The sequence below is a fragment of the Pseudomonas putida group bacterium ESBL64 genome, assembly GCF_045277175.1.
Classification (GTDB): Bacteria; Pseudomonadota; Gammaproteobacteria; order Pseudomonadales; family Pseudomonadaceae; genus Aquipseudomonas; species Aquipseudomonas alloputida.
In genome coordinates this window covers 3,575,789-3,597,348 of record NZ_CP145799.1, presented here as the reverse complement: position 1 = coordinate 3,597,348, position 21,560 = coordinate 3,575,789, and the positions used below count along the sequence as shown (strand labels likewise).

The 21,560-nt window shown below is 61.0% G+C and carries 20 protein-coding genes; 9 read left to right on the top strand and 11 right to left on the bottom strand.

All coding sequences use genetic code 11. The features are described 5' to 3' along the window. Positions 1-16: 16 nt before the first annotated feature. The 3 genes from V6093_RS16445 to V6093_RS16435 are packed head-to-tail and all read right to left on the bottom strand — an operon-like array spanning position 17 to position 3,596. Positions 17-289: an oxidative damage protection protein gene (locus V6093_RS16445; protein WP_003255742.1), complete on the bottom strand. Its 273-nt coding sequence runs from the start codon at positions 287-289 to the stop codon at positions 17-19. After that, a complete protein-coding gene (gene mutY, locus V6093_RS16440; protein ID WP_003255741.1) occupies positions 286-1,353 on the bottom strand; it encodes an A/G-specific adenine glycosylase in 1,068 nt (355 codons plus the stop codon). The genes V6093_RS16445 and mutY overlap by 4 nt, the downstream gene beginning before the upstream one ends. Then, positions 1,350-3,596, bottom strand: a complete 2,247-nt coding sequence (locus V6093_RS16435; RefSeq protein ID WP_179052322.1) for an AsmA family protein — start codon at positions 3,594-3,596, stop codon at positions 1,350-1,352. The genes mutY and V6093_RS16435 overlap by 4 nt, the downstream gene beginning before the upstream one ends. Before the next feature lie 268 nt (positions 3,597-3,864). Here V6093_RS16435 and V6093_RS16430 point away from each other — a divergent pair, with 268 nt between their 5' ends. From V6093_RS16430 to hisF, 6 genes are all read left to right on the top strand, one after another. Continuing rightward, positions 3,865-5,526 (top strand): OFA family MFS transporter, encoded by a 1,662-nt coding sequence (locus V6093_RS16430; protein ID WP_014860392.1) that lies wholly within the window; start codon positions 3,865-3,867, stop codon positions 5,524-5,526. A gap of 271 nt (positions 5,527-5,797) precedes the next feature. After that, positions 5,798-6,391, top strand: coding sequence for an imidazoleglycerol-phosphate dehydratase HisB (hisB, locus tag V6093_RS16425; protein WP_003255736.1), 594 nt, complete (start codon positions 5,798-5,800; stop codon positions 6,389-6,391). Then, entirely contained in the window at positions 6,392-7,030 is a 639-nt protein-coding gene (gene hisH / locus V6093_RS16420) for an imidazole glycerol phosphate synthase subunit HisH (RefSeq protein WP_003255735.1), read from the top strand. Next, positions 7,031-7,291 (top strand): DUF2164 domain-containing protein, encoded by a 261-nt coding sequence (locus tag V6093_RS16415; protein ID WP_003255734.1) that lies wholly within the window; start codon positions 7,031-7,033, stop codon positions 7,289-7,291. A gap of 27 nt (positions 7,292-7,318) precedes the next feature. Next, on the top strand, positions 7,319-8,056 hold the full coding sequence (hisA, locus tag V6093_RS16410) for a 1-(5-phosphoribosyl)-5-[(5-phosphoribosylamino)methylideneamino]imidazole-4-carboxamide isomerase (RefSeq protein ID WP_003255731.1): 738 nt from the start codon (positions 7,319-7,321) through the stop codon (positions 8,054-8,056). 10 nt (positions 8,057-8,066) lie between these two features. After that, positions 8,067-8,837 (top strand): imidazole glycerol phosphate synthase subunit HisF, encoded by a 771-nt coding sequence (hisF, locus tag V6093_RS16405; protein ID WP_003255729.1) that lies wholly within the window; start codon positions 8,067-8,069, stop codon positions 8,835-8,837. Between the two features lie 175 nt (positions 8,838-9,012). Here the strand turns inward: hisF and choV are convergent, their stop codons facing one another. The 3 genes from choV to V6093_RS16390 all read right to left on the bottom strand — a co-directional run bounded on the left by choV (position 9,013) and on the right by V6093_RS16390 (position 12,065). Beyond that, complete coding sequence (choV, locus tag V6093_RS16400) at positions 9,013-10,191, bottom strand: choline ABC transporter ATP-binding protein (RefSeq protein ID WP_010951660.1); 1,179 nt, start codon at positions 10,189-10,191, stop codon at positions 9,013-9,015. After that, entirely contained in the window at positions 10,188-11,036 is an 849-nt protein-coding gene (gene choW / locus V6093_RS16395) for a choline ABC transporter permease subunit (RefSeq protein ID WP_172830946.1), read from the bottom strand. Before choW ends, choV begins: the two co-directional genes overlap by 4 nt. An 81-nt stretch (positions 11,037-11,117) precedes the next feature. Further along, positions 11,118-12,065 (bottom strand): choline ABC transporter substrate-binding protein, encoded by a 948-nt coding sequence (locus V6093_RS16390; RefSeq protein WP_010951661.1) that lies wholly within the window; start codon positions 12,063-12,065, stop codon positions 11,118-11,120. 452 nt (positions 12,066-12,517) lie between these two features. On the opposite strand from V6093_RS16390, the gene V6093_RS16385 reads away from it, so the two are divergent. Together V6093_RS16385 and V6093_RS16380 are read left to right on the top strand one after the other, a co-directional pair. Further along, on the top strand, positions 12,518-13,894 hold the full coding sequence (locus V6093_RS16385) for an L-serine ammonia-lyase (RefSeq protein ID WP_003255722.1): 1,377 nt from the start codon (positions 12,518-12,520) through the stop codon (positions 13,892-13,894). A 493-nt stretch (positions 13,895-14,387) separates the two neighbouring features. Beyond that, on the top strand, positions 14,388-15,494 hold the full coding sequence (locus V6093_RS16380) for a GlxA family transcriptional regulator (RefSeq protein WP_003255719.1): 1,107 nt from the start codon (positions 14,388-14,390) through the stop codon (positions 15,492-15,494). 120 nt (positions 15,495-15,614) lie between these two features. Here V6093_RS16380 and V6093_RS16375 read toward each other — a convergent pair whose 3' ends face one another. Beyond that, on the bottom strand, positions 15,615-15,872 hold the full coding sequence (locus tag V6093_RS16375) for a hypothetical protein (protein WP_003255717.1): 258 nt from the start codon (positions 15,870-15,872) through the stop codon (positions 15,615-15,617). A 366-nt stretch (positions 15,873-16,238) separates the two neighbouring features. Here V6093_RS16375 and V6093_RS16370 point away from each other — a divergent pair, with 366 nt between their 5' ends. Next, a complete protein-coding gene (locus V6093_RS16370) occupies positions 16,239-17,903 on the top strand; it encodes a reprolysin-like metallopeptidase (RefSeq protein WP_223817354.1) in 1,665 nt (554 codons plus the stop codon). 205 nt (positions 17,904-18,108) lie between these two features. Here the strand turns inward: V6093_RS16370 and V6093_RS16365 are convergent, their stop codons facing one another. From V6093_RS16365 to choX, 4 genes are all read right to left on the bottom strand, one after another. Further along, entirely contained in the window at positions 18,109-18,579 is a 471-nt protein-coding gene (locus V6093_RS16365) for a thioesterase family protein (RefSeq protein ID WP_047603179.1), read from the bottom strand. Positions 18,580-18,589: 10 nt separating this feature from the next. Further along, entirely contained in the window at positions 18,590-19,555 is a 966-nt protein-coding gene (locus V6093_RS16360) for an L-carnitine dehydrogenase (protein WP_406669557.1), read from the bottom strand. Between the two features lie 18 nt (positions 19,556-19,573). After that, on the bottom strand, positions 19,574-20,458 hold the full coding sequence (locus V6093_RS16355; RefSeq protein ID WP_003255710.1) for a 3-keto-5-aminohexanoate cleavage protein: 885 nt from the start codon (positions 20,456-20,458) through the stop codon (positions 19,574-19,576). Between the two features lie 123 nt (positions 20,459-20,581). Beyond that, a complete protein-coding gene (gene choX / locus V6093_RS16350; RefSeq protein ID WP_003255708.1) occupies positions 20,582-21,526 on the bottom strand; it encodes a choline ABC transporter substrate-binding protein in 945 nt (314 codons plus the stop codon). Positions 21,527-21,560 lie beyond the last annotated feature (34 nt).

The following is a 21,560-nucleotide window of genomic DNA, read 5'->3' as shown; positions in this document are numbered from 1 at the left end:
CTTACGATTTTTGGGGTCATTCGGCCGGTGGAACGTAGCCTTCGGCCTGGGCGTATTCTTCGCCGGCGAAAAACTTGTCCATCTCAGCCTGGAGGAATTTGCGGTCCTCGGCGTTCATCATGTTCAGGCGCTTCTCGTTGATCAGCATGGTCTGGTGCTTCTGCCAGTCGGCCCAGGCTTTCTGCGAGATGTGTTCGAAGATGTCCTGGCCCTTGGCACCGGGATAGGGCGGGCGTTCCAGGCCTGGCAGTTCTTCTTGGTATTTGCGGCACATCACGGTGCGGGTCATCGGGCGTCTCCTGCAATCAGTTCGTCGGTCGCGCGTTCAAGCAGCTTTTTCACCGGAGCGGCGAGGCCCAGGCGCGGCGGGGTGGCGAGGTTATACCAGAGCCAGTCGGCCTCGACCACGTGCTCGCCGACCGGGTCGACGCGCACGAGCCAAGGCTCGATCGCCAGCTGGAAGTGGCTGAAGGTATGGGTCAGGCCGTCCATGGCGTGGCGGCCAGCCAGGCGCAGGCCGTGCTGGTAGGCCAGGTCGTCGAGCTGGGCGATGTCGTCCAGCTCCGGGAGGCTCCACAAACCACCCCACAGGCCGCTGGAAGGGCGGCGGTAAAGCAGGATGGCACCTTCGTGGTTGGCCAGCAGTGGCATCAGTGTGCGCCGTTGCGGCAGCGCCTTGCGCGGTTTGGGCTCGGGGTAGCGGGTTTCTTCGCCGTGCAGGTGCGCTTCGCAGCCGCGCTGCAACGGGCAGATCAGGCAACTGGGCTTGCTGCGCGTACACAGCGTGGCGCCCATGTCCATCATCGCCTGGGTGTAGTGGTTGGCGCGTTGTTGCGGGGTAAAGCGCTCGGCGGTGGCCCATAGCTGGTTGGCAACCTTGGGTTCGCCGGGGTAGCCGGCCTGGGCGGTGTAGCGTGCCAGCACGCGCTTGACGTTGCCGTCGAGGATCGGTGCGCGGATGCCCATGCTGATGCTGGCGATGGCGCCGGCAGTGGAGCGGCCAATGCCGGGCAGCTCGGTAAGCTGCTCGACGCTGCGCGGGAATTCGCCGCCATGTTGCTCGACGACGACCTTGGCGGCCTTTTGCAGGTTGCGTGCGCGGGTGTAGTAACCCAGGCCGGTCCACAGGTGCAGCACTTCGTCCTCCGGTGCCTCGGCCAGGGCTTGCACGGTTGGCAGGGCCTGCATGAAGCGGTCGAAGTAGTTGAGTACGGTGCTGACCTGGGTCTGCTGCAACATGATTTCCGACACCCACACCCGGTACGGCGTGATGCCCTGTTGCCAGGGCAGGTCGTGCCGGCCGTGCTCGTCATACCAGTCCAGCACTGCGCTGGAGAACTGCTCGGGGCTCATCGCTTGAACAGCCCCTTGAGCGCGTCTTTCAGTTCCGGGCTCACTTTGTCTCCAAGTTTTTCATCAAGCTTTTCATCGATCTTGTCCTTCAGGCGGTTGCCGGCCAGTTTGGCGGCAACCTTGCCCAGGCCGTTCTGGTCCAGGCGGCAGGCCTTTGCGCCGAGTTCCAGCGGACCACGGCAGCGCAGGGGTACTTCAACACCTACATAACGTTCGTTGACCTGGCAGGCCGGGTCCGGCATGGCACGCTGGTCGCCTTCGACGACTACACCGACGTTGTAGTCCATGCCCAGCACGCGCAGGTCGAGGTCACCATGGCCATTGACGGTGAGGCCCGGGATGCGCGCCTTGAGGTCCGGGTTGCTGGCGACGCCATTGCGTACTACCAGGCTGCCGCGCAGTTCCTGGAACGGGGTGTCCTTGCCGCGTGGTTCGCTGCTCAGCGTCTTGCGATTGAGCGTGGCGATGGCCTGGCACAGCTGCTGTTCCAGGTTGGCATTGACCAGCACGCCATCGTTGATGGCGAAGTTTGCGCTGCCGTTCAGGGTGTCGACCAGTGCTTTCTGGCTGTTACCGGTGGCTGTCAGATCACTGGTCAGGGTCAGCAGGCCCTTGACCGGCGGCGTCTGTTCCTTGCCTTCGGCCTTGATGAAGTGTTCCACCGGCACCCGCTGGATATTGGTGTTCACACCCAGCTGTGGCACGGCAGGGCGAACGTCGACCGTGCCCTTGGCTTCGAAGGTGCCGTTGTACAGCGCTCCGCGCAAGGTTTGCAGGGTCAGCAGGCCGCCTTGGCCAACGGCCTTGAGCTGGGCGTCCTCGATCGGCAGCTTGTCCAGGGTCAACGAGCCGAAGGCCAGGTCGGCCTGCAGGTCGAGGGCGCGCAGACGGTCGACCGGCAGCAGCTTGTCGTCGCTCCATGCCACGTGTGTTGGGGCGTTGGGCAGTGGTGTGGTGCCAGCACCGGCTACGGCGCTGGCCTCTTGTTGCTTGATCTCGGCCTGGCGCGCAGCGGTGGCGCCCTTGGCTTCTTCGCTCTTGGCCGGCAGGTAGCGGTCGGCGTCGAAGGTGTCGCCCTTAAGCTGCAGGCGCAGGGCTTGTTTGGCGAAATCTTCGACGGCCACGCGGCCGCTGAAGGTGCTGTCGTCCAGCTTCACCGCCAGGTCTTCCAGGGCCAGGCTGCTGGGCGTGCCCTGCAGGCGAGTCACCAGCTCCAGCTTGGCGAAGGCGGCCGGGTCGTTGGTGGCCGGCAGCGGGTGGCCAATGCTTTCAAGGAAGGCGCGCAGGTTGAACTGGGCGATGGACAGGCCGCCGCTCAGCTGGGGTGCTTTGTCCAGATCACGCAGGTTCAGCTCACCGAGGGCGCGCAGTTGGTTGGCCGAGACTTTCAGGCCGTTCCACGAGGCGACATTGGCGGCCAGGTCGACCAGCAGTTGGCCCTGGGCGGCGAAGGTCACGGTCTTGCCGCCGGTAGGCTCACCCGAGGTCTCGCCCGACAGGCGCATGTCTTCGAAGTTGTAGCGCTTGAGCTTGCGGTCGAAGCGCAATTCGCCGGCCAGCTCGGTACGGGCCTTGATGCTCGGCTGGCTGGCGCTGATGAAGGCGCTGGCCTTGAGCGGGATGTTTGCGCCTTCATGGACCGGGCCGGTGCTCAGCTGGATGCTCTCGGCGCTGTAATTTTGGCCGGTCTTGGCATCGGTGTACTGCACGCGGGCGTTGTTCACGGTCAGGCTGTCGATGTCCAGCTTGATGGCGCGGTCGTTGCTGTCGGTGGTCGCAGGCGCCTGCTCGGCAGGTGCCTGTGCCTGTGCATCGGTGCCTGCGCCATTCTGCGCGGGTAGCGGCTTGCCGATGTCCTCCCAGTTGCCATGGCCCTGTTCGTCACGCGCCAGGGTCAGGTTCAGGCCCTCGACACGTACGTCGCTCATTTGCACTTCGCGGCGCAGCAGCGGCAGCACACGGACTGAAAGGCCAAGCATCTGCAGGTCGGCGAACGGTTCCTTGGGTTTGTTCAAGGTAGCGATGCTGGCTTCGTGCAGCTCCAGACCCAGCCACGGGAACAGGCTCCAGCCGATGTCACCATTGAGGGTCAGTTCGACGTGGGCCTTGTCGCGCGCCAGCTGGCGAATCTCGTCTTTGTAGTCGTTGGGATCAAAGAGGTGGGTCAGGGCGAAGCCCAGCGCCACGATGATCAGCAGTAACCCGAGAAGCCCCAGTCCCAGGATTTTGCCGAACGCTTTCATGGGCGAGTCCTTTTAGTCCGTTAGTGAGTTCAGGCGGCAGAGTATAACGCTGTAGCGGTTACCCCTGCTTGTACGACTAGAGATGTAGAAAATTCCTACGCCTGCATCAGAGGGTACGGCTTTCGACAGCTTAATACTGAGCTTTTGCCGGGGACATGACCGATTCAGTTAGGCAAAAATGGACGATGGCAGATTGCTTTCATGCTGCTTGATGCTGCTACCCTTGCGCCGCTTCGCGAGCACCCTCCCTATAACAAGGATCAGATTCATGACCAGTACCGTCGCGACGGGAAGCTCGGCCAGTGAGCCAGGCTTCCTGTCGAAGGAACGCATAATCGCCCGCCCGGGCTTCAACCGCTGGCTGGTCCCGCCAGCTGCCTTGGCCATTCACCTGTGCATCGGTATGGCCTACGGCTTCTCGGTATTCTGGCTGCCCTTGTCGCAAGCCCTGGGGATCACCGCCCCCGTCGCCTGTGCGGCAGACATGGGCTTCATGGCCCGGATGTTCAGCGCCGAATGCGACTGGCCAATCTCGATGCTGAGCTGGATCTACACCCTGTTCTTCGTCTTCCTCGGTTGCTCGGCGGCGGTGCTGGGCGGCTGGCTGGAGCACGCCGGCCCGCGCAAGGCTGGCCTGGTGTCGGCCTTGTGCTGGTGCGGTGGCATGCTGCTTTCGGCGATAGGTGTGAAAACCCATCAATTGTGGCTGATGTGGCTTGGCTCCGGCGTGATTGGCGGTATCGGCCTGGGCCTGGGCTACATCTCACCCGTGTCGACCTTGATCAAGTGGTTCCCGGACAAACGTGGCATGGCCACCGGTATGGCTATCATGGGCTTCGGCGGCGGGGCCATGGTCGGGGCGCCGCTGGCCACCGCGCTTATGGGGCATTTTGGCAATGAGCACGAAGTTGGCGTATGGCAGAGCTTTGTCGCCATGGCGGCGATCTACTTTGTGTTCATGACCGCTGGCGCCCTGGCGTATCGCGTACCACCGACCGGCTGGAAGCCTGAAGGCTGGGCTGCGCCGTTGAAGAATGCCAGTAACGCCATGGTCACCGACCGCCACGTGCACGTCAGTGTGGCCTGGAAGACCCCGCAGTTCGCGCTGATCTGGCTGGTGCTGTGCCTGAACGTGTCGGCGGGCATCGGCATTTTGGGCATGGCGTCACCGCTGCTGCAGGAAGTGTTCGCCGGTAAGTTACTGGGCAACGAACTGACCTTCAGCCAGCTGAGCACTGCGCAGTTGGCGCAGATTGCCGCGATCGCCGCCGGCTTTACCGGCCTGCTGAGCCTGTTCAACATTGGCGGCCGGTTCTTCTGGGCATCGTTCTCCGACTACATCGGCCGCAAGAACACCTACTTTGCCTTCTTCGCCTTGGGCGTGGGCTTGTACAGCCTGGTGCCGAACATGGGGCACCTGGGCAACGTGGCACTTTTCGTGGCAGCGTTCTGCATCATTCTGTCGATGTATGGCGGTGGTTTTGCAACGGTGCCGGCTTACCTGGCCGACCTGTTCGGCACGCAGATGGTGGGTGCCATCCATGGCCGCCTGCTGACCGCCTGGGCGGCAGCGGGGGTGCTGGGGCCGGTGCTGATCACCTACCTGCGCGAGTATCAACTGGCAGCAGGCGTGGAGCGGGCGGCGGCTTATGACATGACCTTGTACATTCTCGCGGGTCTGCTGGTGCTGGGCTTTATCTGCAACATGCTGGTGCGCCCGGTGGCCGACAAGCACTTCATGAGTGATGCCGAACTGGCGGCCGAGCGCGCGTTGAGCCATGACAAGGGCGCCGATGGGGCGCGGTCGCTGGAGTGGAAGGCGGCGCCAGGCAGCCTGCCACTGGTGCTGCTGGCCTGGGCGGTGGTGGTTGTGCCGTTGGCCTGGGGTGTTTGGGTGACACTGCAGAAGACTGCTGTCCTGTTCCATTGATGTAACTGCATGGGTGCGCTTTGCGCCCCTTTCGCGACGCAAGGCCGCTCCCACAGGGACCGCGTACGCTTCAGGGTTGCGCGGTCCCTGTGGGAGCGGCCTTGTGTCGCGATGGGCTGCAAAGCAGCCCCCATTACGCAGTTGTATAGACCTGTAGCAGCATCCAGCCCGCGTAAAACCTGGCTTTGCCATATGTCATCCGCGTTTCAAGCTGGCGCGTTCTGGGCCTATAATGAAACCCTTTTCGCCCAATGATTTTGCGGAGCTGGTGATGGTCGAACGTAAGGCTTCCGTCGAGCGCAATACCCTGGAAACCCAGGTCAAGTGCTCGATCAACCTCGATGGCAGTGGCAAGGCCCGATTCGATATCGGTGTGCCTTTCCTTGAACACATGCTGGACCAGATTGCCCGCCATGGGCTGATCGATCTGGATATCGAGTGCAAGGGTGACACGCATATCGACGATCACCATACCGTCGAAGACGTCGGCATCACCCTGGGCATGGCATTCGCCCAAGCTATCGGTGACAAGAAAGGTATCTTCCGCTACGGCCACGCCTACGTGCCGCTGGACGAAGCGCTGTCACGCGTGGTCATCGACTTCTCTGGCCGCCCAGGCCTGCAGATGCACGTGCCGTATACCCGTGCAAGCGTTGGCGGCTTCGATGTCGACCTGTTCCAGGAGTTTTTCCAGGGCTTCGTCAACCACGCCCTGGTAACCCTGCACATCGACAACCTGCGTGGCCACAACACCCACCACCAGATCGAAACCGTATTCAAGGCTTTCGGCCGTGCCCTGCGCATGGCCATCACCCTCGACGAGCGTATGGCCGGGCAGATGCCTTCCACCAAAGGGTGCCTGTAAATGCAAACGGTAGCCGTAATCGACTATGGCATGGGTAACCTGCACTCGGTGGCCAAGGCGCTTGAGCACGTAGGTGCCGGTAAAGTGCTGGTGACCAGCGATGCCTCAGTGATCCGCGAGGCCGACCGTGTGGTGTTCCCGGGCGTGGGCGCGATTCGCGACTGCATGGCCGAAATCCGCCGCCTGGGCTTCGACAGCCTGGTGCGCGAAGTCAGCCAGGACCGCCCGTTCCTCGGCATCTGCGTCGGAATGCAGGCGCTGCTCGAGCACAGTGAGGAAAACAACGGCGTCGACTGCATTGGCCTGTTCCCTGGCCAGGTGCGCTTTTTCGGCAAAGACCTGCAAGAAGAGGGCGAGCACCTGAAGGTGCCGCACATGGGCTGGAACGAAGTCAGCCAGACCATCGACCACCCGCTGTGGCACGACATCCCTGACCGCGCACGTTTCTACTTCGTGCACAGCTACTACATCAATGCCGGCAAGCCGGGCCAAGTGGTGGGACGCGGTCACTATGGCGTCGACTTCGCCGCAGCGCTGGCCGACGGTTCGCGTTTTGCCGTGCAGTTCCACCCGGAGAAGAGCCATACCCATGGCCTGCAGCTGCTGCAGAACTTCATCGCCTGGGACGGGCGCTGGTAAATGAGCAGGTCGAAGACCAAGGCCCCGACCATCACCCTGGCCCCCGAGCAGGAGCGCGAAGCGCTCGATACCTTGAAGCGTTTTCTCGAAGACCGCTTCGAGCTGCAGTTGGGGTCGTTCGAGGTGGCCGAGGTCCTCGAGCTGTTCAGCAAAGAGATTGCACCCCATTACTACAACAGGGCGATTGCCGATGTTCAGCTGCACCTCAAGGAGCGATTCGAGAGCATCGAAAGCGACCTGTGGGCACTCGAGAAGCCCTGAAACCCAACAAATAGACAGGTTCCCAAGATGCTGATTATCCCCGCTATCGATCTGAAGGACGGTGCTTGCGTGCGCCTGCGCCAGGGCCGCATGGAAGACTCTACGGTATTTTCCGACGACCCGGTGAGCATGGCCGCCAAGTGGGTCGAGGGTGGCTGCCGCCGCCTGCACCTGGTCGACCTCAACGGCGCCTTCGAAGGCCAGCCGGTCAATGGTGAAGTGGTTACCGCCATCGCCAAGCGCTACCCGAACCTGCCGATCCAGATCGGCGGCGGTATCCGTTCGCTGGAAACCATCGAACACTACGTCAAGGCTGGCGTCAGCTACGTGATCATTGGCACCAAGGCCGTCAAGCAGCCCGAGTTCGTCGCTGAAGCGTGCAAAGCCTTCCCGGGCAAGGTCATCGTCGGCCTGGACGCCAAGGACGGTTTCGTCGCCACCGACGGTTGGGCCGAAGTGAGCTCGGTGCAGGTCATCGACCTGGCCAAGCGTTTCGAGGCCGATGGCGTCTCGGCGATCGTCTACACCGACATCGCAAAGGACGGCATGATGCAGGGCTGCAATGTGCCCTTCACCAAGGCACTGGCTGAAGCCACCCGTATCCCGGTGATCGCCTCGGGCGGCATTCACAACCTGGGCGACATCAAGGCGCTGCTGGACGCCAAGGCCCCGGGCATCATCGGTGCCATCACCGGCCGTGCCATCTACGAAGGCACCCTGGATGTTGCTGAGGCCCAGGCCTTCTGTGACAACTACCAAGGCTGAGGACTGAACCATGGCACTGGCCAAGCGCATTATCCCTTGCCTGGACGTGGACAACGGCCGGGTGGTCAAGGGCGTCAAGTTCGAGAACATCCGTGATGCCGGCGACCCGGTGGAAATCGCCCGTCGCTACGACGAGCAAGGTGCTGATGAAATCACCTTTCTCGACATCACCGCCAGCGTCGATGGCCGCGACACCACTTTGCATACCGTCGAGCGCATGGCCAGCCAGGTGTTCATCCCGCTGACGGTAGGGGGTGGCGTGCGGACCGTGCAGGACATCCGCAACCTGCTCAACGCCGGTGCCGACAAGGTCTCGATCAACACCGCCGCGGTGTTCAACCCAGAGTTTGTTGGCGAGGCGGCGGACCGTTTCGGTTCGCAGTGCATCGTTGTCGCCATCGATGCCAAGAAAGTGTCCGGGCCAGGTGAAGCGCCGCGCTGGGAGATTTTCACTCACGGCGGGCGCAAACCGACCGGGCTGGATGCAGTCGAGTGGGCGAAGAAGATGGAAGGCCTGGGCGCTGGCGAGATCCTGCTGACCAGCATGGACCAGGACGGCATGAAGAACGGCTTCGACCTGGGCGTTACCCGCGCTATCAGTGATGCGCTGGGGATTCCGGTGATTGCCTCGGGGGGTGTGGGTAACCTGCAGCACTTGGCTGACGGTATTCTGGAAGGGCATGCCAGCGCGGTGCTGGCGGCCAGCATCTTCCACTTTGGCGAGTACACAGTGCCTGAAGCCAAGGCTTACATGGCTTCGCGCGGGATCGTCGTTCGCTGATCCATTGATCGGGGCTGCTTTGCAGCCCTTCGCGGGCACGCCCGCTCCCACAGAGATCTCAGCAAACCTGGACTGCCCCCAAGAGTTGGATTGGTGTCCAACTTCTTGGGGGCAGTCCACAAACCTGTGGGAGCGGGCGTGCCCGCGAAAGGGCCGCGAAGCGGCCCCAATTGCCTCAACCGTGGTTCTTGCCGAGCAGCGCGTGGTAAAGCTCGGTATCCCCAAGTATCCCCACCACCCTGTCGTTATCCTGCAGCACCAGCTTGTTGCCGGTTTGATAGCGAATCTGCAGTGCCTCACGCATGCCGATGTCAGCGTGCACCACGGTCGGCCTGCGTTCCAGCAGCTCCACATCTTGCCCCGGTGCCCATTTCTGCATGTCCAGCCCGTTCTGGCCCTGGCGTGCACGCTTGAGCGCGCCGCCTTCGCCAAGGTCCAGCCACGAATCGATACCTGGGTCCAGGCACACCGAGCCATTGACCCGTTTGCAATTGTCCAGGCTGCGCATCAGGCTGCGCCCGCACAGCACGTTCAGCGGGTTGGTATGGGCGACGAAGGTGCGCACGTATTCGTCAGCCGGGTTCAGCACGATCTCCTCCGGCTTGCTGTACTGGATGATCCGCCCGTCCTTCATGATCGCGATCCGGGTACCCAGTTTCAGCGCCTCGTCCAGGTCGTGGCTGACGAACACGATGGTTTTGCTCAACTTGGCCTGCAGGCCAAGCAGCTCATCTTGCAGGCCCTGGCGGATCAGTGGATCCAGTGCCGAGAACGGTTCGTCCATCAGCAAGATGTCGGCATCCATCGCCAGCGCCCGGGCCAGGCCCACGCGCTGCTGCATGCCGCCAGACAGCTCATCCGGCTTCTTGTTGCGCCACTGGGTCAGGCCCACCAGCTCAAGCTTCTCGTCGACCAGCTTGCGCCGTTCCTTTTCCGGGCGACCCTGCATTTCCAGGCCAAAGCTGATGTTCTCGCGCACCGTCAGCCAAGGCATCAGGGCAAACTTCTGGAACACCATGGCAATGCGCTTGGTGCGCATCATCTTCAGCTCGGCCGCGGAGCAGTTGGCAATGTCGATGTGCTTGCCTTCGTGCTCGACGAACAACTTGCCACGGCTGACGGTGTTGAGGCCGTTGATGCAGCGCAGCAGGCTCGACTTGCCCGAGCCAGACAAGCCCATCAGTACGCAGATCTCGCCTTTGTTGATATCGAGGTTGGCCTTTTCGACACCCACCACCAGGCCGGTCTGCTTGAGGATCTGCTCGCGGGTCTGGCCTTGGTCCAGCAGCGCCAGTGCCTCGCGCGGCTTGTTGGAGAAGATGACGTCGACGTCTTCGAAACGAATGATGCTCATGCCTCACCCCTTACCGGCAGTTCCGGTTGCTTGCAGATACGGTCGAGCATGATTGCCAGCAGCACGATCGCCAGGCCCGCTTCGAAGCCCAGGGAGATATCGGCGGTGTTCAGTGCGTTGACCACAGGTTTGCCCAGGCCGTCAGCGCCAACCAGGGCGGCAATGACCACCATCGACAGCGACAGCATGATGCATTGAGTGACACCGGCGGCGATGCTTGGCATCGCGTGCGGCAGTTCGATACGGGTAAGCAGTTGACGACGCGAGCAGCCAAAGGCCTTGCCGGCGTCCATCAACTCTTGTGGCACGTCGCAGATGCCCAGGTAGGTCAGGCGAATGGGCGCGGCGATGGCGAACACCACGGTGGAAATCAGCCCCGGCACCACGCCCAGGCCGAACAGGGTCAGGGTAGGGATCAGGTAGACGAATGTGGGCACCGTCTGCATCAGGTCGAGCACCGGGCGCATGGCGGTATAGAACATCGGCTTGTGCGCGGCGAGGATGCCCAGTGGCACGCCGATCACCACACATACCACCGTGGCGAAGGTGACCTGCGCCAGGGTTTCCATGGTTTCCTGCCAGTATCCCAGGTTGAGGATCAGCAGGAACGACAGGGCGACAAATGCGGTCAGGGCCCACTTGCGCTGGATGAAGTGCGCCAGGGCGGCGAACAGGGCGATAAGCACGAACGGGTTGAAGAAAGTCAGGGCGCTGGTGACGCCATGGATCATGAACTCCAGGCCTTGCGCGATGGCGTCGAAGTAATTCGCGCCGTTCTGGGTCAGCCATTCGACGAACGACGCGATGTACTGGCCCAGAGGTATTTTCTGATCGATAAGCATGATAGCGAGCTTCCACCTGCATAGATTGAAATCAACCCGGGGCAGGCACGGTCCTGCCCCGAGGTAGCGCTACTGCGTAGTTCGTTATTGCGTAAGCTTGGCCTTGACCGCCTCCAGGCCAGGCTTGCCATCAACGGTGGTAACGCCGGCCAGCCAGGCATCCAGCTTGCCTGGGTTGTCCTTGATCCATTTCTTGGCGGCGGCCTCGGGTTTCATCTTGTCGTCCAGGACATAGCCCATCATGGTGCTTTCATCCTTGAGCTCGAACGACAGGTTCTTAAGCAGTTGGCCAACGTTGCTGCATTCCTGCGTGTATCCTTTGCGGGTGTTTGTCAGCACGGTCGCCTTGCCGAAGTCGGGGCCGAAGAAGTCGTCCCCGCCGGTCAGGTACTGCATCTTGAAGCGGGTGTTCATCGGGTGTGGCTCCCAGCCCAGGAACACCAATGCCTCGCCGCGTTTCTGCGCGCGGTCAACTTGCGACAGCATGCCCGCCTCGCTGGACTGCACGATCTTGAAACCGGCGTCCTTCAGGCCAAAGGCGTTCTTGTCGATCATGCTCTGGATGGTGCGGTTACCGTCGTTACCCGGTTCGATGCCGTAGATCTTGCCGTCCAGTTCCTTCTTGAACTTGGGTATGTCGCTGAAATCCTTCAGGCCCTTGTCGTACAGCGCCTGGGGGACTGCCAGGGTGTACTTGGCGTTCTCCAGGTTGGCGCGCACGGTTTCTACCGTGCCGGCGTCGCGGTACTGCTTGATGTCGTTCTCCATGGTCGGCATCCAGTTGCCGAGAAACACGTCCAGGTCCTTGCCGGTGGCCAGCGACTTGTAGGTCACCGGTACCGAGATCATGGTGGTGTGGGTCTTGTAACCCAGTGCTTCGAGCACAACGCTGGTGGTCGCGGTCGTGACTGTGATGTCGGTCCAGCCGACATCGGAGAAGCGTACAGTCTGACATTGCTCGGGTTCGGCTGCTTGGGCCAGCAATGGCGCGGACAGCAACGCAACCAGTAACAGCGAGGGTGAACCTTTCATGGATGGACTCCTGAGATATTGTCTTCGGGTTCGCGTGGGTCGCCGGGCTTTCTGAGGGTCCGGTCGACCAGGCCTGCAGAGGGCAGGATGCGTGGCCGTGCTTTACGAGTCGCTTTCGATAATCCTCCAGCTCCGGGCAATCGCCTACTGGTTGGGTCGTATCCAGTACGGAACGGGTCGTATCCAGTATGGGCGATGTCGCTTATGGATTTTTCCACCCCCTCGCGCGCATTTTTGCGTCACCAGGCCGCTGGAAAACGGCGCGGTGGGCGCAGTTTCTGGTTGAGAACAGCGCGGCGCTGCTGGACAAAAGTACGTCGGTTGCAGACGGCGAGGTGGGCGGTAAAAGCCCGATGATGCTGGCATTCAAGGCGGCCCGCTGTTTGAGCCTAGCAGCTACCCCGCCCTGCGCATGGCGCGCAGAGACAAGCCCAGCAAGAGGTGATTCGACAATGGCCATCAGCGTGTTCGACCTGTTCAAGATCGGTGTCGGGCCCTCCAGCTCCCACACCGTCGGCCCCATGCGTGCTGGCGCCCTGTTCGTTCAGGGCCTGCGCGAACGCGGTGAGCTGGAGCGTGTAAAACGGATCGAAGTGCGCCTGTATGGCTCGCTGTCGGCCACCGGTATTGGTCATGGCACCGACAACGCCACCATCATGGGCCTGATGGGCGAGTGGCCGGACGCCATTGACCCGACCCAGATCGTGCCGCGTATCGCTGACCTGCGCGAAACCAACACCCTGCAGCTGGATAGCCGCTTGCCTGTCGAGTTCGTCTGGGCCCGCGACATGCTGCTGCTGGACGAGAACTTGCCGTATCACCCCAACGCCATGACCCTGATTGCCGAAGGCGAGCAGGGTGAGTTGCACCGCGACACCTATTACTCGGTGGGCGGCGGCTTTGTGGTCGATGCAGCCCAAGCCGCCAGCGGTGTGCTGGATGCTGACCAGACAGTGTTGCCGTACGACTTCAACAGCGCCGCCGAACTGCTGCGCCTGTGCAAGCAAAACGACCTCAGCGTGTCGCAATTGATGATGGCCAACGAGAAGGTCTGGCGCAGCGAGGAAGACATCCGCGCTGGCCTGCACAAGCTCTGGGAAGCCATGCAGGAATGCGTCAACAACGGCCTCAAGTACGAGGGCACGCTACCCGGCGGGCTGAACGTGCGCCGCCGTGCCGCCAAGCTGCACCGCAGCCTGCAGGAAATCGGCAAGCCCAACGTGATCGGCTCGACCATGAGTGCCATGGAATGGGTCAACCTGTTCGCCTTGGCGGTCAATGAAGAAAACGCCGCCGGCGGGCGCATGGTGACCGCGCCTACCAACGGCGCGGCAGGCATCATCCCGGCGGTGCTGCATTACTACATGCGATTCAGCGATGCGGTGGATGAGTCCAGCGTTGTCGATTACTTCCTGGCTGCCGCCGCTGTGGGCATCCTGTGCAAGAAGAACGCCTCCATCTCTGGTGCCGAAGTGGGTTGCCAGGGGGAAGTCGGCTCGGCCTGCGCGATGGCCGCAGCGGGGCTTGCCGAAGTGCTCGGCGCCACCCCGCCACAGGTTGAGAACGCCGCTGAAATTGCCCTGGAACACAACCTTGGCCTGACCTGCGACCCGGTTGGCGGGTTGGTGCAAGTGCCCTGCATCGAGCGCAACGCGATTGCTGCGGTGAAGGCCATCAACGCGGTGCAGATGGCGTTGCGCGGCGATGGTGAGCACTTCATTTCCCTCGACCAGGTAATCCGCACCATGCGCGATACCGGGGCCGATATGCACGACAAGTACAAAGAGACCTCGCGCGGCGGCCTGGCGGTCAGCGCTATCGAGTGCTGATTTCCTGAACTGACCTTCTGGGCCTCTTCGCGGGCAAGCCCGCTCCTACAGGAACTGTGCAATCCCTGTAGGAGCGGGCTTGCCCGCGAAGAGGCCCTTGAGGCTGATGCAGGTGCAACACAACCGCCAATGCCTCTTTATGGTGCGGCGCCACGCTACCGATCGTCGGATGTCGCGATCAGTGTGAGGGTTGTCGGTGACACTTAAAGGTGTCGCTTCTGGGAAACCCACGCGGCGCGTGTCACTAAACTGCTCAACCGTTACAGGCAACGCGCTAGCTCGCCTGTTCTGGACGACTGGCCAACACGATGCAAGCACTTGAATTGCCCCATAAAGGCGTCGTTTTCAGGTTTTTTTGGATGGCCGTTCAAGTTTAGGCACGGCGTTTGCGTTGAGATTGGCAAGCCTACCCTCGGAAAATGACCGAGGGGTCATAACAAGAAGTAAGTGCCCGCCTGAGGCACACCCTGCATTTGTGTGAGGAGAAATCGCGATGACGTCGTACACCTCCGGGAATCCAACCCAGAACCGCACAGCACCCCAGTCCATCGGGTTTCTTCTATTGGACAATTTCACCCTGATTTCCCTGGCATCGGCGGTCGAGCCGCTGCGCATGGCCAACCAGCTGTCTGGCCGTGAGCTGTATCGTTGGCACACGCTGACCATCGATGGCGGCCAGGTGTGGGCAAGCGATGGTCTGCAAATCACACCGGATGCCGCCATCAGCAATGCTCCGCCTATCGACACCGTGATTGTCTGTGGTGGTGTTGGCATCCAGCGTTCCGTCACCCGTGAACACGTCACCTGGCTGCAAGCCCAGGCCCGTCAGTCGCGCAGGTTGGGTGCCGTGTGCACCGGCAGTTGGGCACTGGCCTGCGCTGGCCTGCTCGACGGCTTCGATTGCAGCGTGCACTGGGAATGCCTGGCCGCGATGCAGGAAGCCTTCCCGCGGGTGAACATGAGCACCCGCCTGTTCACCCTTGACCGCAACCGCTTCACCAGCTCCGGTGGCACCGCGCCGCTGGACATGATGCTGCACCTGATCAGCCGTGATCACGGCCGCGAGCTGTCGGCGGCGATCTCCGAGATGTTCGTCTACGAGCGTATTCGCAACGAGCAGGACCACCAGCGTGTGCCGCTCAAGCACATGCTTGGCACCAACCAGCCGAAGTTGCAGGAAATCGTCGCGTTGATGGAGGCCAATCTGGAGGAACCGATCGACCTGGACGAACTGGCGGTCTATGTGGCGGTTTCGCGGCGTCAGCTGGAGCGCCTGTTCCAGAAGTACCTGCACTGCTCACCTTCGCGCTACTACCTGAAGTTGCGCCTGATCCGTGCGCGGCAGTTGCTGAAGCAGACGCCGATGTCGATCATCGAAGTGGCATCGGTGTGCGGCTTCGTGTCGACCCCGCACTTCTCCAAGTGCTATCGCGAGTACTTTGGCATTCCGCCGCGTGACGAGCGCGTGGGCTCCAACACCGCGCAGCAGGTGGCCATGATGCCGATTCCTCAGGCCATGACCCTGTCGCCGCACAGCGGGCCGATGGCGGCCCTGAGCCAGGCACGCAACGAGTCGACATTTGCCAGTGTAAGGCTCTGATACCGAGTCGACTTTTTCGCGGGGCAAGCCCGCTCCCACAGGTCACCCGCTGAGCTTGAGCCAGCGGTGATCTGTGGGGGCGGGCTTGTTCCGCGAAGGGGCCGGTCCTGGGTAAATGAATTACGCGCGTTTGTTGAACTGCGCCAGCGCCGGCAACAGCTGCTTGTCGATGGCTTGGCGCACTGCCGGCAGGATCGTCGCACTACCGGTGTACATTTGCTCCACCATCCCCTTCAGCGCCCGCGCATTGGGCTCGGTCAGCCCACGAACCACCGCTTCACACGCCTGTTCGGCACTGGCCCCGGCAGGAATATCAAAACCGCGCGCGCGCAGGTGGCCGGCGAGGTCGTCCTGATCAATCAAATCCGCATGCATCATGGCTGTTGTCCCTTTTATCGCTAAGAGAGTGCTGCTGTGATTTACGACCGATTCTGTGACGTGTGCGACAGCCTCGCAAGGACAGAATGTCGCCATGGCTGCTTTGGCTAAGAACAGGTCGTTTACGACTAAATCCCCTGCCAGGCAAGCACGCACACTGAAGCCATTCACGGTACAGAGGGTTTGGTCACCCTCGCTCACGCACAGTGGATGTTGCTCGCTCTTGGCCCCGGTAGCTCACGGCTTTCCGGGGTTATTTTTATTCCGCCAGACTCCCCTATACATACACCTAGCATTTATGTCAGGTGACGGACTGCAGAAGTCTGTGCTCTTTTGTGGAAGATGGATTCCACAGGAGCGGAAAATGTGAAAAAGAATATCTGCATGATCATTGTCCTAGGCGCGACTTTGATAATGGCTTCATGTTCGTCATCTACCCCGTCAATGAGCACTGTTGGCAGTGTTGTTCCGCAGCTGTTTACACTGCAGCCTACTCAAAACCGCCAGATGCTTCAGAAAACAGCAAAAGGCTATCTGAAAACGTTGTTGGCCGACCCCGCTAATGAAGAATTCACGCTAGTGAAGGTTGAGGCGTCATTGATTGGGGGGAACGCTGAAAACATCGCTATAACACTACCGGATCGAAAGGCTGAAAAGTTTAATCGGAGAAACTTCAATGCCTTGGCTGATGGGTATGAAGGATGGGTTGGCTATCAGCCTTCACAGTGGAAGGCAGGCCACTCGGGGTCGGAAGGAGAAATTGATTTCGATCCTAAATACTATATGTCAATCGTCCGTCTTGATAATCAGCTGGCAGGCAATTTTTTGGTGGGTGGCCAGCGGTACCGATTGGTTTATATCGGTTCAGGTATGCACGTGCTGATCAAGGTTGACGAGTCAAAGCTGCCCTCTGAAGATGCACGGGGCGTAGAAGTTGAGAATACGGTATATCCTGCTCTAGAAGAACCGCAGCAGGTCTCGTCTGCCTACAGTATAATAAGACTGCTATTTGTAAGTACCGTTCAGTCTCGCGCGAAAAATCCAAACTATCGTGCTGATTTGATGTTAGGGTTGCAGGATGTAAATCAAATTGCAAAAAACAGCAAGGTGAATATTACTTACGAGTTTGCGGGGTTTATAGATTCTGCTATTGACGAAGAGGGGAAAGACTTTGGAACGCTGCTCAATGAGGTTCAATATAACAATCCCGCTGTCAATGCCAAAAGGGTGGAGCTCAGGGCAGATCTAGTTTCGATGTACGTTGCCAATAATGAGCTCTGCGGCGCGGGTAAGCCGTCGAGTAATAAGACGCAAGGCTTTTCGGCGATTAGTTGCATTACCTCGTTAGGCCACGAGATTGGCCACAACTTTGGCATGGTTCATAACTGGGATGGGCAAACGGATACTTATATTCATGGGTATCGCTACGGTCCGGATGGGGGGAACCTCAGGTTCCGAACTCAGATGTCTTATGACTGTAGCCCGACATGTCCGAGAGTACCGTTTTACTCCAATCCGCGGCTGAGTTATCAAGGACAACCTCTGGGTACTGTCGCACATCATGATGTCGCCCGCGCGATCAACGAGCGTAGGGCAAGTATAGAGAGTTTCTACCCTCCCATGCCGGGCGTGCTTAAAAATAAAGGTCGGCTGGAGCAAGGTTCCCCTCACCCCTGCTTGCAGGATTTTGCCGGGTCAAATATCCAGTTCGTCGCGTGCTCTCCTGGCCCGCAGCAGAAGTGGACCTTAGAGCCGTGGGGCGATGCGGGTACGTTCAGGATTGTGGCGCCGGGCGGTAATTGTATGGTCGCGCGCGCTGACAATTATGTTTTGGCTGAGCCATGCCCCGCAACAGTCAAAGATGGTCTTCTCTGGATGGTATCAGCGCAGCCCGATCACACCTTGAAAATACAGAGTTATAACCGCAACCTTTGCCTAGGCTCTCAGCCCAGCTTGAGGCCGGGGCCTGAGTTACTGGCATGTGATAACGGTAGGTACCAAAGTTGGATAAATCTCGATATCCCACAATAACCGAGGCCTAGTGTGGTGTTTCACAAATAACGACCATAACTCGCGGCGCTTTTTGCGCTCATGCGGCGTTGTCGCTCCTCGCCGTAGCTGGGCTACGACTCGTCGCGACGCCTTGCCTGAGCGCAAAAATCGGTCGCGAGTTATTGGCCGTATTTGCAAAACACCACACTAGCGAGCAGCCATGGTCTGGCTGCTCTCGTTGGTATCAACCAGGAATCTTTATCACACGGCCTGTAAAGGCTGGCGTTGGTAAATCCCGTTGGCTATCGACCACGCTTTGTAGTTGATTGGTGCTGAATTCTCCAAAAGGCTTGGCCTTTGGCCCCGCCAGGTCCACATGTAAAAGCAATTGCTCACTGGCGGCTAACGCCTCGTCAAAACCTGATCGATGCAAGCTGTGATACAAGTGCAGTCGCTTTTTATCGAAGCCGATGATCTGCGTCTGCACCCACACCTCGGTGCCCAGCTTCACCTCGTGCAGATAATTGATGTGCGCCTCCAGCGTGAACAGCGAATTACCGCTTTGCCCGCGGCTGTCGGCGTCCAGGCCAATGCGCTCCATCAGGGCATCGGTCGCGTAGCTGAAGATCAGCAGGTAGAAGGCATCGCGAAGGTGCCCGTTGTAATCGACCCAGTCCTCCTGGACCGTGGTGCGGTAGGTGATCAGAGCAGGCATCTTGGTCTCCTTAATCGCTGAACGACATGCCGTGGCTGGCCTTGCTGGACTTCACCGCTTCCAGTACCGCCAGCAGGGTGTCGTCACGGTAGCGCTCCAGTGCAGCGATGTTGCGCTCGCCCTGTTGCTCGGAAGTGCCGCTCACCACATCGTCGATCAGCTTGTCGGTCAGTTCCGGTGCTGGCAGGTACGTCCAGGGCAGCTTCAGGGCAGGGCCGAACTGTGACATGAAGTGGCGCATGCCGGCATCGCCACCGGCCAGGGTATAGGTAAGGAATGTGCCCATGAACGACCAGCGCAAGCCTGCGCCGAAGCGGATCGCGTCGTCGATTTCGCCCGTGGTGGCAACGCCGTCGTTGACCAGGTGCAAGGCCTCGCGCCAGAGCGCTTCGAGCAGGCGGTCGGCGATGAAGCCTGGCACTTCCTTGCGCACATGCAGTGGGCGCATGCCGAGGGCGGTGTAGATGGTTTTGGCAGCTTCAATGGCCTCGGGTGAGGTGCGGCTGCCGCCGACGATCTCGACCAGCGGCAGCAGGTACACCGGGTTGAACGGGTGGCCGACGACGCAGCGCTCAGGGTGAGTGGACGACTCGTAGAACTCGCTGGGCAGCAGGCCCGAAGTGCTTGAGCCGATGATTGCGTCAGGCTTGGCTGCGGCGCTGATTTTTGCGTGCAGGCCGAGCTTGAGGTCCAGGCGCTCTGGTGCGCTTTCCTGGATGAAATCGGCGTTGTGCACGCATTCCTCAATGGTTGCCACGAACTTCAGGCGGTCTTGCGATGCGCCAGGGGCCAGGCCTTGTTTTTCCAGTGCCGGCCAGGCGTTGGCGATACGTTTGCGCAGTGCCTGTTCGGCGCCGGGCGCGGGATCCCAGGCCACCACGTCCAGGCCATGGGCCAGGGCGCGGGCGACCCAGCCGCTGCCGATCACGCCGCTACCCAGGGCGGCGAAGGTCTTGATCTCGGTAATGAAGGGCATATCGGTCTCCTGAAAGGATCAGCGGCGCTTGAGGTTCATTTTTTCCCGGCCTTCTGCCGGGCTGAGCACGCGGCCACCCATGCGGGTGATGATCTCGCTCGCGCGTTCCACCAGTTGGCCATTGCTGGCCAGCACGCCACGGTCCAGATACAAGTTGTCTTCCAGGCCCACCCGCACATTGCCGCCGAGCAACACGGCCTGCGCGGCCATGGGCATCTGCATGCGGCCGATGCCGAAGCCGGCCCAGGTGACGTTGGCAGGCAGGTTGTCGACCATGGCCTTCATGGTGGTGGTGTCGGCCGGTGCGCCCCACGGGATGCCCAGGCACAGCTGGAACAACGGGTCTTCAAGCAGGCCTTCCTTCATCATTTGCTTGGCGAACCACAGGTGGCCGGTGTCGAAGATTTCCAGCTCGGCCTTCACCCCCAGTTCGGTAATGCGTTTGGCACCGGCGCGCAGTTGGGCCGGGGTGGACACGTAGATCGAGTTGCCATCGCCGAAGTTGAGGGTGCCGCAGTCGAGGGTGCAGATTTCCGGCAACAGTGCTTCGACATGGGCCAGGCGCTCCAGCGGGCCGATCAGGTCGGTGCCCGGGCCGAACGCCAGCGGCGTTTCACCCGGGCCGATTTCCAGGTCGCCGCCCATGCCGGCGGTGAGGTTGACGATGATGTCCACGTCGGCTTCGCGGATACGCTCCATGACTTCGCGGTAGAGGTTTACATCACGGCTGAAACGGCCGGTCTGTGGGTCGCGGACGTGGCAGTGGACCACGGTGGCGCCGGCCTTGGCGGCCTCTACGGCGGATTCGGCGATCTGTTTGGGCGTGACCGGGACCAGGTGGCTTTTCGAGGCGGTGTCGCCGGCGCCGGTGAGGGCGCAGGTGATGATGACGTCGTGGTTCATGGTGCAGTTCCTTGTGATGTCGGTGTTGGCTTTTTCGCGGGCATGCCCGTTCCCACAGGATCAATGTGATCCCGAGTGTGGCGCTGTACCTGTGGGAGCGGGCGTGCCCGCGAAAGGGCCCTGTCAGTTGGCGGTAAGCTTGAGGTTGTCCGCGGCCGGCTTGCCATCGAAGGTGGTCACACCCTCAAGCCAGCGCGCCTTGTCCTCGGGGTGGTCCTTGAGCCACTGGCGGGCCGATTCCAGCGCGTCTTTGTGGTCAAGCAGTGGCTGCATCATGCGGCTCTCGTCCTCGGCGCTGAACTTCAGGTTGGCCAGCAGGCGGTGGGCATTGGGGCAGCGTTCGGCGTAGTCCGGCGCCGTCACTGTCCACACCGTCGCACGGCCTTCGTCAGGGCCGAGTGCATCCTGGCTGTCACCCAGGTAGGCCATGTCGATGTTCACGTTCATCGGGTGCGGCGCCCAACCGAAGAACACCACGGCCTCCTTGCGCCGCACCGCGCGGTCGACGGCGGCGAGCATGCCGGCCTCGCTGGACTCGACCAGCTGGAACTTGCCCAAGTCGAACTGGTTCTTGGTGATCATCGCTTTGATCTGCGTATTGGCACCGGAACCCGGTTCGATGCCATAGATCTTGCCGCCCAGCTCTTTCTCGAACTTGTGGATGTCGGCGAACGTCTTCAGGCCCTTGTCGTAGAGGTATTTCGGCACGGCCAAGGTGGCGCGCGCGTCCTCCAGGCTTGGCTTGTCCAGCACCTTGACCTGGTTGGCATCGACGAACGGGGTAATGGTCTGGGTCATGATCGGGTTCCAGTAACCCAGGAACATGTCCAGGCGTTTGTCGCGTATGCCGGCGAAGATGATCTGTTGCGAGGCACTGGTCTGTTTGGTCTGGTACCCCAGGCCGTCGAGCAGTACCTGGGCCATGGCGCTGGTGGCAATGACGTCGGTCCAGTTGACCACGCCAAGGCGCACGTTTTTGCAGGCGGCGGGCTCGGCGGCGAAAAGCGGGGTGGCAACGATGCTGCTCAGGGCAAGGGACAACAGGCTGCGGCGGATCAAGCTGTGCATGGTGGCTCTCCATCGGCAGTGCATATTGTTATTG